This window comes from [Clostridium] ammoniilyticum (assembly GCF_025566905.1).
GTDB classification, from domain to species: Bacteria; Bacillota_I; Bacilli_A; order Erysipelotrichales; family Coprobacillaceae; genus Faecalibacillus; species Faecalibacillus intestinalis.
In genome coordinates, this window is sequence record NZ_JAOQJR010000007.1 from 1 (window position 1) to 16092 (window position 16092).

The window sequence follows — 16092 nt, forward strand, 5'->3', positions numbered from 1 at the left end:
ATATTTCCAAAAAGTTCACGATGTTCATCAAAGACTTTTGAAAGTGTTTGACCTTTAAATTCTCCTTCTTTGATTTTATTATCACCATTTGGATGAGCTGAAGGTGCCCAACATTCTCCTGTTTGATCACTTGGTATAGCATAACCATACTTTTCTTTAAGTTGGTTTCCTCCCCAAATCATTTCTTTAAATACAGGTTCTACCCATAAAATATGTCCCATTTTTACTTTCCTCCATTTATTAATTTTAAAACCTCTGTTACTTCATTTTCACTATAAACTGCAATTCCTTTTTCTTTTAACACCTGTACAAAAATACCATCACCTTCAACAAGCTGATGTGAAAATGTTCCATCATAAATATGATTTTTTCCACAGCTTGGACTTTTAGCTTTTAAAACAGCTATTTTAATATTTTTTTCTAAACATTTATCTAAAGCAATTTTAGCACCTTGTGTATATTCTTTTGTACGATCAATTCCTTTTTGATCAATCACTTTTTCTCCAATAACTTCACAAGGTGTTCTAGGAATTGGTAAACCACCTAAGACTTCTGGACAAAGTGGTAACACTAAACCTTGATCATAAAGTTCCTTTATTTCCTTACAAAGATTATTCTTTCCAGCATATGTACAATTTTCACCAATTAAACATCTCGATACTGCAATCATTTTAGAATGTCCTTAATATCACTTGGTTTAGAAACAGTATAAGTTGCTCCAGCTTGAACAAGTTCTTCTTTTCCTCTAAAGCCCCATTCACACCCTACAGATTTAATTTTAGCATTGATGGCTGTTTCAATATCTACATTACTATCACCAATCATCAATGTTTCATTTTTATTACTTTCCATTAACTGCATAGCTAGTTGTACTAAACAAGGATGTGGTTTTTTTGGTTGATAAACTGTATTTCCAAAAACATACATAAATTTACCAGGAAATAAATGATTTACAATTGTTACTGCATTTATTTTTGGTTTATTCGTTACAACTGCTAATTTATACCCTTGATGATAAAGTTCATCAATTAATTCTTTCATTCCTGAATAAGGTTTTGTATGTTTTAAACAATTTTCTTTATAAATTTCATCAAAACGTGTACGATATTTTCTCACATCTTTTTTATATTTTTCAGGTAAAGCACGCTCTATTAATTTATCAACACCATTTCCTACAAATTGTTTATATGTATCTAAATCATAGGTAGGAAAATGATTTTCTTCCATTAATATATTTGTAGATAAAGCTAAATCTTCTATTGAATCTACAAGTGTTCCATCTAAATCAAAAATCAACGTATTATACATAGACTTCCCCTTTCACTTTATCTAGATTATAGCACAACTTCTATTTATTGTTTATTGGTTTTTGTTATGTTAGAATAGTTCTTGAGGTGAAATTATGAAACAACAACAAAAAGATGTTTTCATGACATTATTAACAGGTTTAGGAGCAGCATTAGGAATCATTACATATTTTTTATGTACATTCCTTTTCCATAAATATGAAACAATTGGTGCTTTATCTATCTTTGGTTTAGCCATGATTTTTAGAGTAATTGGTTATTTTTTTGATAAAATGCTTGCTAAAAAGTAGATTCATGCGAATCTACTTTTCTTTTGTATATATTATTTGACATCCTGCTTGTTCTATCTTTTCTCGATAAGTATCAGGTAACCAATCAACAACAAGAACATCAATATCTTGAAAAGCTAAAGCTTTATAAGAACTTTTTTTATTAAATTTACTATGATCTACAACTAAGCAAACTTTTTGACTTCGACTTGCTACCTTTTTTTTAATCATAGCATCTTCAAATTCTTCAACATAAACACCATCTTCCATCACAGCTGCTGCTGCTACATAAGCTAAATCAAAATAAATTTGATCAATCATATTCAACGTTTGACTTCCATACATATAACGATTCTTTTTAAAGTAAGTTCCACCAATCATCTGACATAAACAATGATTCGATAATATTTCAATATTATCTAAAGAATGACTATAAGCTTCTATATCACTTTCTACATATTGACATAAAGCTGCAACAGTCGTTGAAGTATCAAAAAAGATCACTTTGTTATTTTCAATCAAAGAAACAGCAGTTTTGCCAATTTCATTTTTTATCTCTTCATTTTCTTGTTTTCTTGTTTGATAATTTCCAATTTGATGTACATCATTTAAAGTAATACCACCATGTGTTCTAACAGCTAAGTTTTCACTTACAAGACGAACAATATCTCTTCTTGCTGTATCTCTAGAAATATGAAATTGATCCATAATTTCTTGATTTGTCATTGTCTTTTTAGCTTTTAATATTTCTAATATTCTATAAATTCTTTCTTCTTGATACACCTTATTCACCTACTAAATTATCTAATGCATAAACGATTCCATCTTCATCATTAGAAAGCGTATGTGTTGGAATACTTTCTAAAACACCTTGCGCTCCATTAGCCATCGCAAATCCTTTTCCTGTTAAAAGAAGCATATCTAAATCATTATAGTTATCTCCAAAAGAAACTGTTTGATGAAGACCTATTTTCATTTTATCACATAAAAATTGAATTGCACTGGATTTTGATACCGATTCATCCATAATTTCTAAATAAGTATCTTTTGATTTATAAATCTTTAAACCACTAAATTTTTCTTTTAAGCTCATTTCTAAACGATCAACAATTCCTGCTTCAGCAATCACTAATAATTTATGAACCTTTTTAACTCCATTTAAATCCAATTTTTCAGGTTTTAACCCTGTAATAATACTTTCCTCTTCAATTCCTTCATCTATTTCATCGACCATCCAATGATTCTCAACATAAAAACTAACAGGAATTTGATAATAATATTTAATATATTTATAAAGTCTTTTCGCCATTTCTACTGAAAATCCTTTTGAATAGATAACTTTTTGATTTTCATCTAAAATCAAACCTCCACTATAACTTACCATTGGTGCCTTTATTTGTAATTCATCTAAAAAATAATGCATTCCTTTAGGCATTCTCGCTGAAACAAGAATAAAAGGAATATTTTGTATAGCTAACTGTTGTACTTTCTTTTTTGTTTTTTCACTTATTTGATGTTTTGAATTCAATAATGTTCCATCAATATCACTAAATACGCATTTATAAGTCATATTACTCACCTCTTGCTTATATTATACGTATATATAAGTATATGTCAATATATTTACTTATATATACATATAATAATTAAGCATATATAAGTAAAAAAAGTAGGTTTCCCTACTTTCTACGATTTCTTTGTTGACGTCTTTTTTTACGTCTTTGTTTAATCATGATTTTTCTTACTAATAATAAAACCACAAGAATGATGACAACTGCCATTACACATGGTAAAACAACATTTTTCATTTTTCTCATAAAAACAACAGAACCACTTTCATCTACTGCTTGTGTTGTATTAAGTGAAATTGTTTCTAATTTAGTATCTCGATAATAAACATCCATTGTTCCTGCTTTTTGATCTTTTTTAACAGGAGCTGTTAAATCTTTTAAATGATATTTATATTTTAAATCAGATGGATTGTAATTATTTGGTAAAACAGCTTCGATATCTTTTTCTGTGATGACATCAACTTTATTTGTTTGACCATTTTTTATTTTAACAGAATTCATTTTTGCATCTTTTTTAATAATATTCGCAACTGAATAATGATCTTTTACATAATTACCTAAAGCAAGGGTATCGTTTACTGTACAATGATTATAACCATCACTATTTTTAGAAAAGCCAACAACACAAACATAATGATGATCATCAATATTCAATAAACTAGATAAAGTACTTTGGGCTTTACTTGTGTAACCGCTTTTACAGCCTTCAATCATTGATGTATCAATATGGTCTCTTTTACTTTTATAAATAACTTTTTTGACCCATTGATGTTGACCATCACTTGACGTATATTGATATCTATCAAAGACTTCAACAAATTTTTTATTTTTTAAAGCATATTGGGTAATTTTAGCCATATCATAAGCTGTTGTATAATGATCATCATCATGAATTCCTGTTGTATTTACAAAATGAGAATCTTTTAACCCTAATTTGTTTACCAGTTGATTCATTTTTTCAACGAACTTTTCTTGACTACCACACGTATTATTAGCTAGAGCACGACAAGCATCTGCACCTGAAGGTAACATTGCTCCCATCAACATATCTCTATAAGTGACAACTTCTCCGACAGTAAAGTCTGCAGAAGTAGCTCCTGTTTCCCAAACTGTATCTATATCACTTTGAGTAATAGTGGCTGTTTTATCTAAATCATCTAACATTTCAATAGCAACAATACATGTTAAAATTTTTGTAATACTTGCTGGATACATTTTATCATGGGCATTTTTATTGTATAAAACTTGTCCGGTATCTTTATCGATGACAATTCCATATTGTCCTACAATATTGACTTCTTCCCCTTCAGCGAAAACTGGTACGAATGATGTAAAAATCATCATCAATGATAAAGTTATTGTAAGTAATTTTTTAATCATTGTTTTCCTCCCCTATGTAAAAAAGATAACTTTGTTTCTGATATCAAAACCGAAATAAAAATAATCATAAATCCTAATCCAATTTGAAGTGTCATTATTTCTTGTCCAAATAATATGGAAAAGAAAACTCCAAAAACAGATTCTAAGCTTAATAATAATGCTGCTATATTTTCATTAACAAATTTTTGTCCCACATTTTGAAATAAATAACATAATGTAGTTGCAAAAAATGCCAGATATAAGATTTGAAGATAAATACTTGAATCAATATGGAAAACAACTGAAATATCTTCAAATAAAGAGGCTGCTATAAATGAAAAAATAGAAGCAAATGCAAATTGTAAGGCAGTAATAATAATTGGAGATGTCTTTTTCATTGCTTTTTCACACACAATAATATGAACAGCATATAAAAAACCACCAATCAAAGTATAAAGATCACCTAAATTCACCTTTAAGGAACTATCTAAAGAAACAAAACCAACTCCAATAAAACAAAGGATAGCCGCAAATATTTGTGCTTTATCGGGTTTCTTTTTAAAATAAAGCCAACTTAATAAAGGAACAATCGTACAATAAACGGCTGTTAAAAAAGCATTTTTACCAGGTGTTGTCAATTGCAAACCAAATGTTTGAATTGAAAAAGCACTAAATAAGGCTAGCCCTGCTAAAAAACCACCTAATAGATCTTGTTTTTTGATTTTTTTTATTTTATTAAAAAATAAAATAGAAATGAAAATTGTACTTAACACAAAACGTATACATAATAGCGTAAATGGAGAAATAAAATCCACAGCATTTTTCATAACAATAAAAGAACTTCCCCAAATAAGAGCAGACATTAATAGCATACATTTACCTAATATTTCTTTTTTCATATACTCCCTCACCTACAATCTCGTAAATAATAACACAGTTCGCTTTATTTTTCATTACAAAATTGTTTTTTAAAAAGAAAAGGATGTATCTTTCGATACATCCTGTTATCTGCTATTCAGCTACACGATGAGCTACACTTGCACAACGTGAACATAATTCACCATTCATTTCATCTTCATCGAAATAGTTCCAACATCTTGGACATTGTACACCGTTGAATTTTTCAACTTTAATGTAGCTAGTTTCATATTCTTCTAAAGTTGTATCATCAACTAATTCAACTTTAGCCACAATAAATAATTGTTTTAAATCATCTTTTAAGTTAGCAATATCTTTATATTCATCTTTTAAAGATAATGTTACTTTTGTTTCCATGTTCGATTTAATTAATTTTTCATTTCTTAAACCTTCCATAGATTTTAAAACATCTTTTCTTACTTCCATAAATTTAGAAAAATAAGCTAAAACTTCTTCTTCATTTTCAATATCAAATAATTCATATTTTGGTTCTAAGAAGATAGATTCTGCTTTAGTTTCATCACAATGGAAATGATCATGTAATTCTTCAGCAGTAAATACAAGTACTGTTGATAATAATTTCATCATTGTTTTAGCATGATGATATAAAACAGTTTGAACTTGTCTTCTACGTGGAGAATTTGCATCTTCAATGTATAAGATATCTTTTGTGAAATCCATATAGAATGAACTTAAAGTATTTGTAAAGTAATTCAAGATTTCTTGGTTGGCTGTTGCAAAATCATAATTTGCATAAGCTTCATCATAAGCTTTCATTAATTCATTTAATTTAGCTAACATATATTGATCAACACCAGGTAAATCTTTGATTTCTACTAAATCACTTGCTTTGAAGTCATTTAAGTTACCTAAAACGAATCTCATGGTATTACGGATTTTACGATATCCTTCAGCCACTTGTTTCATGATTTCATCAGAAATACGAACATCTTGTTGATAAGCAACAGAAGTAGCCCATAATCTTACGATATCAGCACCATATTGGTTAACAAGTTTAATAGGATCTACTGTATTTCCTAATGACTTAGACATTTTATTTCCTTTACCATCTAATACGAAACCATGTGATAAGACAGTTTTATAAGGAGCTTTACCATGAGCAGCAACACCGATAATTAATGATGAGTTGAACCATCCACGATATTGGTCACTACCTTCAAAATAAAGATCTACTGGATAATTAAATCCTCTTTCTACCATCACACCTGTATGTGAACTTCCTGAGTCAAACCATACATCCATAATATCTTTTTCTTTTTTGAAGATACCATTTGGTGAATGTTCATTTGTATATCCTTCAGGTAATAAATCTTTTTCATCTCTTTCAAACCAAACATTTGAACCATGTTCTCTAAATAATTCAGAAATATGATCAAATACTTCTTGTTCAATAATTGGAGTTCCATCTTCACAATAGAAAATAGGAATTGGTACACCCCAAGTACGTTGACGTGAAATACACCAGTCTCCACGATCTCTAATCATGTTATAGATTCTGATGTGTCCCCATTCATTTAACCAGTTAACATTATCAATTTCACTCAATAATTTATCTCTGATTTTATCTAATGAACAGAACCATTGATCAGTTGCTCTAAAGATAATAGGTTTTTTAGTACGCCAATCATGTGGGTAACTGTGTGTGATGAATTCAAGTTTTAATAAAGCTCCAATTTCATCTAATTTCATAGTTACTGTTTTATTAGCGTCATCAACATATTGACCAGCTAACCATTCACCACAATCTTCCATCATACAACCATGTTCATCAACGTTACAATAAGCTGGTAAGTTATATTTTTGACCTACAAAGAAGTCGTCTGCCCCAAATCCAGGTGCAGTATGAACACATCCAGTACCAGAATCAGCTGTTACGTGATCTCCTAAGATAACTAATGATTCTCTATCATATAACGGATGTTGGCATGTAATATATTCTAATTCAGATCCTTTATAATGATTAACAACTTTGTAATCAGTAATTTCAAATTTAGCCATTAATTCATCAACTAAAGTATCTAAGACAATTAATTTTCCTTTTTCAGTTTCTACTAATGCATAGTTATAAGAAGCATTTAAGCAGATTGCTAAGTTAGCAGGAATTGTCCAAGGAGTAGTTGTCCAAATAACGAAATTAACATCATTATCTAAGACTCCTTTACCATCTTTAACTTGGAATTTAACAAAAATTGTTGGTGATTTGATATCATGATATTCAACTTCAGCTTCAGCTAAAGCAGATTCACTTGATGGTGACCAGTATACTGGTTTTAATCCTTTGAAAATCAATCCATCCATCGCCATTTTAGCGAACACTTCAATTTGTCTTGCTTCAAATTCATGTTGTAATGTTAAATAAGGATGTTTGTAATCCGCAAATGTTCCCATACGGATCAATTGTTCCATTTGTTTATTTACTTGTTCATGAGCATAAGCATCACATTTTTCTCTAAATTTAGCCGTAGGCATTTCTTTACGATTAACACCTAATTTTTGAATAGCATTTTCAATTGGTAAACCATGAGTATCCCATCCAGGAATATATGGTGTATAGAAACCATTCATATTTTTATAGCGACAAATAACGTCTTTGATGACTTTGTTTAACATATGTCCCATGTGCATATTTCCATTAGCATATGGAGGACCATCATGGAAGACAAAGCTGTCTTTTCCTTCGTTTTGTTGGATAACTTTGTTATACATGTCGTTTTCTTGCCAACGTTCTACATACTTAGGTTCTTTTTTTGGTAAGTTTCCACGCATTTCAAAGTCAGTTTTTGGCATTAATAATGTGTCTTTGTAATTCATTTTTTCTTTCCTCTCTTTAAAAATAAAAAAACACATCATCCTAAGGACGATGTGATCGCGGTACCACCTTAATTCGTATTTTCATACGCTCTTGAAATCTTAACGCGATTAACGTCACCTTCTACTTAATTCAAAGGGCTACTCCAGAGTGATACATTATAATCTTTGTTACTGATTTACACCAACCATCAGCTCTCTTAAAACTCTAATTATAAACTGTCTCCTTCATCGTATTTATCTTCATTAATTAAATTGTAAACTTCAGATTGATCAATAGACTCAAGGATATCTTTTGACATTTTTTCTACCGAAGCTCTAAATTTAACAGCTTGCGCCTTAAAGTCGCTCATCTCACCAGACAACGAACGAACATACTCTAGCGATTCGCTCAGTATCATATTAGCATTCTTTTTCGCTTTGTCAATAAGTTCGCTTGCTTCTTTTAATGCAAGACGTGCAATTTCTTCATTTGTTTGTTCTTGGATGTTTACACGATGCTGCAATAATGATTTTTGATGTTCTAATTGTTGATAATCTTCTTGTAATTTTTTAATTTGATCATTCAACTGTTTTATTTCATTATCTTTTTCATTGATCAATTCATCAACTTGTGACTTATTATAACCAAATACTTGTTTTTTCAATGACATCATGTTCACTCCCTACTTATAAAAATACCCTTCAACCACATAATTATCAGAGCGTGTTTGTTTATTACAATCAACAAACATCACTCTACCATGCTTTTTGAATGATATTATGTCTTTATTATTACATAAATAATTTATTTGTTCAACCGGTTTATGATTAACTTTTACATGACCAGCACGAATAAATTCTGCTGCTTTTTGTCTTGAAATTTTATAAAAAGAAGAAATGATTTTATCTAATCGAAATGAAGATACAATAAATGATTTTACTAAATAATCATTTTTTACTTCTATTTCTTCATCCCATTCAACAAACTTTACTTTACTTCTTTTAATCATTGATAAATGATCTTTTAAATATTCATAAATATGTCGATCAACAGCTAAATAAAAATCTTTGTCTTTTTCAACAATATCTCCAAATAACTCTCTTTTAATCCCTAAAGACATTAAAGCACCTAAAATGTCTCGATGTGTTAATTTTTCAAAATTTTTTGCATAAATAATCTTACAAACAACGATTTCAAAATCTTCCTTTTCTATTTCATAAAAATAAGGAGCAATAATCATTCTTTGACTTTCACTATGAATAAAACCACCATTTTCTAAAACTTGAACTTCATCTTGATGCCCAATAACACTTTTAACAATTGATTGATGATACGGATCTAAAAATTGCGTTAAAATAAGTCTTTGTTTATATTGTACTTGATCCAAATAATCAAGTACCTTTTTTACAAAGACTTCTTCCCCTTTAAAATGTTCAAACATAACTTAAAAAAGTATGGAAACCATACTTTTTAATCTTCTTGTTCATCTTCATCTAGATCAATTGTTCCTGCAACAGAAATATTACGAGGTGTACATAAGAAAATTTTTGGTCCAATTCTTTGAATGTCACCTTCAATAGCGTAAATAACACCACTTAAGAAATCAACAACACGTTTAGCTTGATCTTTTTGTAAACGATGTAAATTAACAACTGTTGCTTTTTTTGTTTTTAAATAATTTGCAATATCTTGAGTTTCTCCAAATGAACGTGGTTCAAATAAAACTAAATGACTATCTTTATTCATATTTAATGATTTCACAGCTTCGCTTGTTTTAGAAAATTTTGCTTGTTCAAATAAGCTTGTTTTAGGTTCAGTATCAACCTCTACAGCATCATAATCTTCAGCAATATCTTCTCCATCCCCATCTTCATCAAAAAACCATTTTTTTACTTTTTCACCGTAACCCATGAAGTCATCCTCCTTTTATTTCCTCAATATTATACCATACATTTATTGATTATCAAAGGTATCAACAAGGAAATCTAGCTAAACCTGTTCAATATTCACTAAAATCACATCGCCTTTTAAAGAAATCACACATTCAATCGGAATAACTAAGACAGGAGGCTCTTTAAAAAAACAAAAAAAATGAAAAAAATTCATTTTTTCGACAATTAAAGCACGTATACATTTTTGACACCAATCTAATTCAATATCCGCAATATACCCTATTTTTTTACCATCATAAACATTAATCACATCTTTTGATTGTAATGATACAAATCTCATACGATCACCCCTATAAAATATGCTTTAGACTAATTTTTTATGTAATTTTTCTAAAGCTTTTTTTTCAATTCGAGAAATTTGCGCTTGTGATACAAAAAGCTCATCTGCTATTTCACATTGCGAATAACCCTGATAGTATCTTTCTTGAATTACTTTCTTTTCTCTTTGATTTAAACAATCAAAGGCATTTTTTAAATCAAGGTGATCATGATAATGCTTCAATGTTTCTGGATCTAGTGAGATAATATCTGATAATGATAATTCATTTTGATCATCATTTCCTACAGCATCTTGGAAAGAAGCAATGCTTTGAGTAGATTGCATTGCTTCTATAATATTTTGTTTTTCAATATTTAAATTTTGTGATAATTCTTGAATCGTTGGTTCTCTTTGATATTGATTTAAATATTTTTCCTTTTCTTTTAAAATAGCATAAGCTAAATCCTTGATTGGTCTAGAAATCTTAACTTGTGTATTATCTCTTAAATAACGTTTCATTTCACCAATGATCAAAGGAACTGCATACGTTGAAAACTGTAATTGATAATTGGTATCAAAATGATCGACTGCTTTTATTAGACCAACGATGCCTACTTGAAACAGATCTTCATAATGATTTGATTTTTGGTAAAATCTTTTCATTAGAGATAACACTAATTTTGTATTAGAAAGAATAATCATTTCTTTACTTTTTTGATCATGATTCTTTTGATAATTTTGAATCAAAGTATATAATTCTTCTTTAGAAAGTGTTTTTTGAATAGGGATAGCGCTCATAAAACTTTCTTTTTCCACAATAATCACCAAAATTAGTGTGGCTTTTTTTGAGAAAAATATACTATTTCACTTCATCATAATTTAATTGACTTCTTAATTTTTTTATAATCTTTTTTTCTAATCTAGAAATATAAGATTGTGAAATACCTAATAAATCAGCAACATCCTTTTGTGTCAATTCATCATTATTAGATAAACCATATCTTAAAATCAATATTTCTTTTTCTCTTTCATTTAATTCTTTTAAAGCTTCATAAAAAATTTTCTTTTGATCACTTTTCAACATTTCTTGTTCAACAAGATCATCATCAGTTCCTACGATATCTCCTAATAATAACTCATTACCATCATAATCAATATTTAAAGGTTCATCTAAAGAAATCTCATAACGAATCTTATTATTTTTTCTTAAGTACATAAGTATTTCATTTTCAATACACCTTGAAGCATACGTAGCAAGTTTAATATTTTTATCTGCCTTAAAAGTATTGATTGCTTTTACTAAACCAATTGTGCCAATACTAATTAAATCTTCCAAAGGACAATTGGCGCTATTGTCATATCTTTTAGCAACATAAACAACCAATCTTAAATTATGTTCAATCAATAAATCTCTTGCTTTTTGATCCCCAGAAACTGCTTTTTCAATTATTTCCTTTTCTTGTTGACCTTTTAAAGGAGGCGGTAAAATATCATGTCTTCCTATATAATAAAGATACTGTTTTGTATTTAAAAACTGTCTAATCATTTGCCACATCAAATAATCCCTCCCATCAATTCTTTATTTAATAAACAATCATAATCTAATTCATCCAATACACCTATATAAACATTTCTTAAAGATTGCTTATTTACTAAAACTTGATCAACTAAAATAATATCTATTTTTCTTTTTTTTAAGCCATCAATAATCAATGTATCTAATTGTTGATAAGTATCAATTTTACTTTTTTTAATAAAAATAAGTGGATAACCTAGATAGTTTGCATGATTACCACTATCTAAAAACCCTGAAAAATGATAAATCTTATTATTAAAAATAAGTGTTACATCATATAGATCATCTTTTTGTTTTATTTTTCTTTTTGTATAAATTAAATAAATTGTTTCAATAATTAAAAAAACACATGTCATAACAACAATAACTATATCTTTATAATTTATGGGAGTAATCAAGATTCCGTTGTATATAAATGATTCTTTTATTAGGGTATTGATAAAGAATAGTATTGAAAAATAAACAATTAAAAAAACTGGAAAATATAAGAAAAATTGTTTTTTAAAAATAAATAAAAAAAGGACAATCCAGTATAAAAAACTTATATATGGTAAATAGTCTATATAAATGAGAACAATCGATATATTACTTAAAAAACTCAAGAAAAGGATTTTCAAAAATGACCAATTAATATTAAGCAATAATGAAATCATTTCATAAGTCATGATAAATAAGATACCATTCATACAATAAGTTAATTCAACATAGACCTCCATCTTGCTTACCCCTTTATCATCATATATGATGGCAAGTAAAAAAGATGTCAAAAAAGATTGGACATTTAAAAAAGTATGGACAAAAATCCATACTTTCTACACATTATTTTTTTGAACGATCGATTGCTTCCATCACAGCGTTTCTAAAATTATTTTCTTCTAAAGCCTTAACACCTTGAATCGTAATACCACCTGGAGAACAAACTTGATCTTTTAAAATACCTGGATGTAATTGCGTCTCTTTAACCATTTTTGCACTTCCTAAAACAGTTTGGCTGGCAAGCTTATAAGCCAAATCACGAGGCAAACCATTTAAGACTGCACCATCTGCTAAAGCTTCAATAAACATATAAACAAAAGCTGGTCCACAACCACTTAAAGCACCACCGGCAACCATTTGATAATTTTCAATAAGATAAACCTCACCTATGCTTTCAAACATTGTTTGTACATAATTTAATTCTTCAGCTGTTAAAGTATTGTCTTTTTCAAATAAAGTCGTTCCTTCTAATACCTTAGCTGGTGTGTTTGGCATAATTGTTAAGTGATGTGTTCCCGGTAATAATTCTTCATATTTATCATTTCCATAACCAGCAACAATTGAAACGATCACTTGTTGATCAATGACTGATTTTATTTTTGAAATAACACTTTCTACGACATTTGGTTTGACCCCCATCACCAAATAATCACAATTTTTAACAACGTCCTGTTCACTTGAACATACATGAATACCAAAATCTTGTTCAAACATCATCAGCTGTTGACTATTTATATCATATCCATATACCTCACTACCATCAATAAAATCACTTTTAATAAGACCTTGGCAAATTGTCCCGGCCATATTCCCTAATCCTATAAATCCAATTTTCATTTAAATTTCCCCCTTTATAAAAATGAGCTAACATCGTTAGCTCATCTTATTAAATTCTTCTATTTTTGATAAATGCTGGTGGAAAACCATCATCATCTTCGTCATCATCATATGATTCAAAAGTTTGAGGTTCTTCACCTAAAGGTCTTGCTACTGAAGGTTGGACAGTTACTTCTTCCTTTTCTTCCTCGAATCCTGTTGCGATAACAGTAACAATAATTTCATCATCTAAGTTTTCATTAATAGCAATACCTAAATAAGTATTAATGTCATCTCCAACTTCTTGAGTAATTGTTTCAAGAGCAATATTAGCATCATATAATGAAATATTTGGTCCACCTGTAACGTTAATAATAGCGTCTTTAGCACCTGCTACGGAAACTTCTAATAAAGGTGAAGAAATTGCGCGTTTTGCAGCTTCTTTTGCTTTATCATCTCCTGATGACATGCCAATACCAATTAACGCATTTCCTCTATTTTTCATAACTGCACAGATATCTGCAAAGTCAAGGTTGATAAATGCAGGAACAGCAATTAAATCAGTAATTGTTTGAACACCTTGTCTTAATACATTATCAGCTTCTCTAAATGCTTCTTGCATTGGACGTCCACCAATTAGTTGTAATAAACGGTCATTTGAAACCACAATAATACTATCTACATTAGAACGTAATTCATCAATACCTTCGATTGCTTGTTTTTTACGTTTCATTCCTTCAAAAGTAAATGGTTTAGTAATAACACCTACTGTTAGTGCTCCTAATTCACGAGCAATCTTAGCGAAAACAGGTGCTGCACCAGTACCAGTTCCACCACCCATACCAGCAGCAATGAAAACCATATCTGCACCTTCAAGGGCAGTTCTAATATCTCCTTCAGATTCTAAAGCAGCTTTCTTTCCTACTTCTGGATTACCTCCTGCTCCTAAACCTTTTGTTAAATCTTTTCCTAAAACAATTTTATTTTCTACAGGCGAACGACGTAATACTTGTACATCTGTATTTGCGACAAAGAATTCTACTCCTCTAACGCCTTCTTCAACCATGCGGTTAACAGCGTTGTTTCCTCCGCCACCAACACCGATTACTTTTATTTTTGCAACTTGTTCAAAATCTAATTCTTCGTTCATGATTTACCCTCTCTTTTATCTATTCTTCTTCACCAAAGAAAGTATCTAGTAGTCTACTAAATCTTCCAGTTTTCTCTTTTGTATCTTTTACTTTCGTAAGTCCTTTAAATCTCACAGCCATTGTATTAGAAATATCCGGTAAAACAACAGATGTTTCATAAGGACCAAGATATTTAGCACGATCAGACATATAAAAAATCATTCCTACAGAAGAAACAAATGCCATATCTCTAATGCCAATAATATCTGGACGATAAACTCTCACTGGACCTTCTAAAACACGACCAGCAACTTTATCTAGTAGCTCAAGTTCTCCTCCGCCACCAACAATCAGTGTTTCATAATGTTGTCCATTATCGATAACACCCATTTTTTCTTTAATAACATTTAACATATCAACTGCAGCTTCTTCTAAAATACCCGCAAAATCTTTTTGTGTATAATCTTTACGACCATCTGGAAGCTCAGTTGTATGAATAATATCCTCTTGTCCAACAGTATAATCCAAAGAACCATATTTGACTTTATATGTTTCAGCTTGATTCATAGAAATTTGTAAATGTTGAGCAATTGCTCGAGTCAAATTATAACCCCCAACTGAACATACTGTTAAATATTTTAAATATCCATCCTTGTAGAAAGATATTGTTGACGTTTTATATCCCATATCAATAATCAATGCACCTTCTTGAAGATAAACTGCATCAAAAGCTTCCTTTGCACACGCAAAGGCATTGATACAAATATCCATAATTTCTAAACCTGCCTTTTCAACAGCCATAATATATGGATATAAAATCTGTTTTTGTGAAGTAATAATCAATGTATCAATAATTAAATTTCTTGAAGCTTCTCCTATAGGAGGTACTTGACTAATTCCAAAATCACCATTAAAGCGAACTGGTATTACACAAACCACCTCTTCTTCATGAGATTTTTTGAATTTAGTAGAAAGTTTCAAACCTCTTACAATATCATCCTTAGAAATCTTATCATGATCACTAAGTGATACACTACTATTACTTTGATAAAGTTTAGAACGAATAGTAGGGATTGTAAGACCAACTGCTTTGATTTCTCCATCTAGAAAATCATTAGCTTCTTGAACAACTCCTTTGATATCATTTACTAATAAATTTTCATCTTCAATGATGCCTTTTTTTACACCATGACTAGGGACCTTTTTAGAAAAAAGAACATGTAAATTAGAATTGATAATTTCACCAACTAACAATTCAATTGAAGCACTACCTATATCCAATACTGCATAAACTTCATTCATGTCTATCTCCCCTTACTACATATACCATTATATTATCATAAAAGCTACGATATTTAAAGGTTTTA

At 29.5% G+C, this 16092-nt stretch carries 19 protein-coding genes and 1 other annotated feature; of the genes, 1 reads left to right on the forward strand and 18 read right to left on the reverse strand.

Translation table 11 applies throughout. From position 1 onward, the window contains the following. The 3 genes from OCV55_RS07850 to OCV55_RS07860 all read right to left on the reverse strand — a co-directional run. Positions 1–221, reverse strand: a 221-nt coding sequence (locus tag OCV55_RS07850) for a type I phosphomannose isomerase catalytic subunit (RefSeq protein WP_317233024.1), incomplete at its 3' end; no start/stop codon positions are given. Positions 222–223: 2 nt separating this feature from the next. Continuing rightward, positions 224–670, reverse strand: a complete 447-nt coding sequence (locus OCV55_RS07855) for a DUF523 domain-containing protein (protein WP_032090644.1) — start codon at positions 668–670, stop codon at positions 224–226. Beyond that, on the reverse strand, positions 667–1308 hold the full coding sequence (locus tag OCV55_RS07860; RefSeq protein WP_147580286.1) for an HAD family hydrolase: 642 nt from the start codon (positions 1306–1308) through the stop codon (positions 667–669). The genes OCV55_RS07855 and OCV55_RS07860 overlap by 4 nt, the downstream gene beginning before the upstream one ends. Positions 1309–1402: 94 nt before the next feature. On the opposite strand from OCV55_RS07860, the gene OCV55_RS07865 reads away from it, so the two are divergent. Continuing rightward, positions 1403–1597 carry a hypothetical protein gene (locus OCV55_RS07865; protein ID WP_032090646.1) on the forward strand — a complete coding sequence of 65 codons (195 nt, stop codon included), beginning with the start codon at positions 1403–1405 and terminating at the stop codon, positions 1595–1597. A 12-nt stretch (positions 1598–1609) separates the two neighbouring features. Here the strand turns inward: OCV55_RS07865 and OCV55_RS07870 are convergent, their stop codons facing one another. The 15 genes from OCV55_RS07870 to OCV55_RS07940 form a co-directional block, all read right to left on the reverse strand. Further along, on the reverse strand, positions 1610–2359 hold the full coding sequence (locus tag OCV55_RS07870; RefSeq protein ID WP_147580287.1) for a DeoR/GlpR family DNA-binding transcription regulator: 750 nt from the start codon (positions 2357–2359) through the stop codon (positions 1610–1612). A 1-nt stretch (position 2360) separates the two neighbouring features. Next, entirely contained in the window at positions 2361–3146 is a 786-nt protein-coding gene (locus tag OCV55_RS07875; RefSeq protein WP_147580288.1) for a Cof-type HAD-IIB family hydrolase, read from the reverse strand. A 109-nt stretch (positions 3147–3255) separates the two neighbouring features. Then, entirely contained in the window at positions 3256–4527 is a 1272-nt protein-coding gene (locus OCV55_RS07880; RefSeq protein ID WP_119363800.1) for a D-alanyl-D-alanine carboxypeptidase family protein, read from the reverse strand. Next, a complete protein-coding gene (locus OCV55_RS07885; RefSeq protein WP_117480619.1) occupies positions 4524–5405 on the reverse strand; it encodes a DMT family transporter in 882 nt (293 codons plus the stop codon). The genes OCV55_RS07880 and OCV55_RS07885 overlap by 4 nt, the downstream gene beginning before the upstream one ends. Positions 5406–5517: 112 nt before the next feature. After that, on the reverse strand, positions 5518–8256 hold the full coding sequence (gene ileS, locus OCV55_RS07890) for an isoleucine--tRNA ligase (protein ID WP_147580289.1): 2739 nt from the start codon (positions 8254–8256) through the stop codon (positions 5518–5520). Positions 8257–8295: 39 nt separating this feature from the next. Next, positions 8296–8494 (reverse strand) — a binding site (T-box leader). Continuing rightward, positions 8466–8909 carry a DivIVA domain-containing protein gene (locus OCV55_RS07895; protein ID WP_032090651.1) on the reverse strand — a complete coding sequence of 148 codons (444 nt, stop codon included), beginning with the start codon at positions 8907–8909 and terminating at the stop codon, positions 8466–8468. (Overlaps the previous feature by 29 nt.) Positions 8910–8918: 9 nt before the next feature. Next, positions 8919–9677, reverse strand: coding sequence for a YlmH family RNA-binding protein (locus OCV55_RS07900; protein WP_032090652.1), 759 nt, complete (start codon positions 9675–9677; stop codon positions 8919–8921). 29 nt (positions 9678–9706) lie between these two features. Then, on the reverse strand, positions 9707–10147 hold the full coding sequence (locus tag OCV55_RS07905; RefSeq protein WP_032090653.1) for a cell division protein SepF: 441 nt from the start codon (positions 10145–10147) through the stop codon (positions 9707–9709). Positions 10148–10225: 78 nt separating this feature from the next. Next, positions 10226–10468: a PRC-barrel domain-containing protein gene (locus OCV55_RS07910; RefSeq protein ID WP_022001794.1), complete on the reverse strand. Its 243-nt coding sequence runs from the start codon at positions 10466–10468 to the stop codon at positions 10226–10228. Between the two features lie 24 nt (positions 10469–10492). Beyond that, complete coding sequence (locus OCV55_RS07915; protein WP_267309866.1) at positions 10493–11263, reverse strand: sigma-70 family RNA polymerase sigma factor; 771 nt, start codon at positions 11261–11263, stop codon at positions 10493–10495. 43 nt (positions 11264–11306) lie between these two features. After that, positions 11307–12002 (reverse strand): sigma-70 family RNA polymerase sigma factor, encoded by a 696-nt coding sequence (locus tag OCV55_RS07920; protein WP_022001796.1) that lies wholly within the window; start codon positions 12000–12002, stop codon positions 11307–11309. Continuing rightward, positions 12002–12379, reverse strand: coding sequence for a sigma-E processing peptidase SpoIIGA (locus OCV55_RS07925; protein ID WP_147338788.1), 378 nt, complete (start codon positions 12377–12379; stop codon positions 12002–12004). Before OCV55_RS07925 ends, OCV55_RS07920 begins: the two co-directional genes overlap by 1 nt. Before the next feature lie 463 nt (positions 12380–12842). Further along, positions 12843–13616: a pyrroline-5-carboxylate reductase gene (proC, locus tag OCV55_RS07930; RefSeq protein WP_107029559.1), complete on the reverse strand. Its 774-nt coding sequence runs from the start codon at positions 13614–13616 to the stop codon at positions 12843–12845. A gap of 49 nt (positions 13617–13665) precedes the next feature. After that, a complete protein-coding gene (ftsZ, locus tag OCV55_RS07935) occupies positions 13666–14745 on the reverse strand; it encodes a cell division protein FtsZ (protein ID WP_147580290.1) in 1080 nt (359 codons plus the stop codon). Between the two features lie 19 nt (positions 14746–14764). Further along, on the reverse strand, positions 14765–16027 hold the full coding sequence (locus OCV55_RS07940) for a cell division FtsA domain-containing protein (RefSeq protein ID WP_032090658.1): 1263 nt from the start codon (positions 16025–16027) through the stop codon (positions 14765–14767). Positions 16028–16092 lie beyond the last annotated feature (65 nt).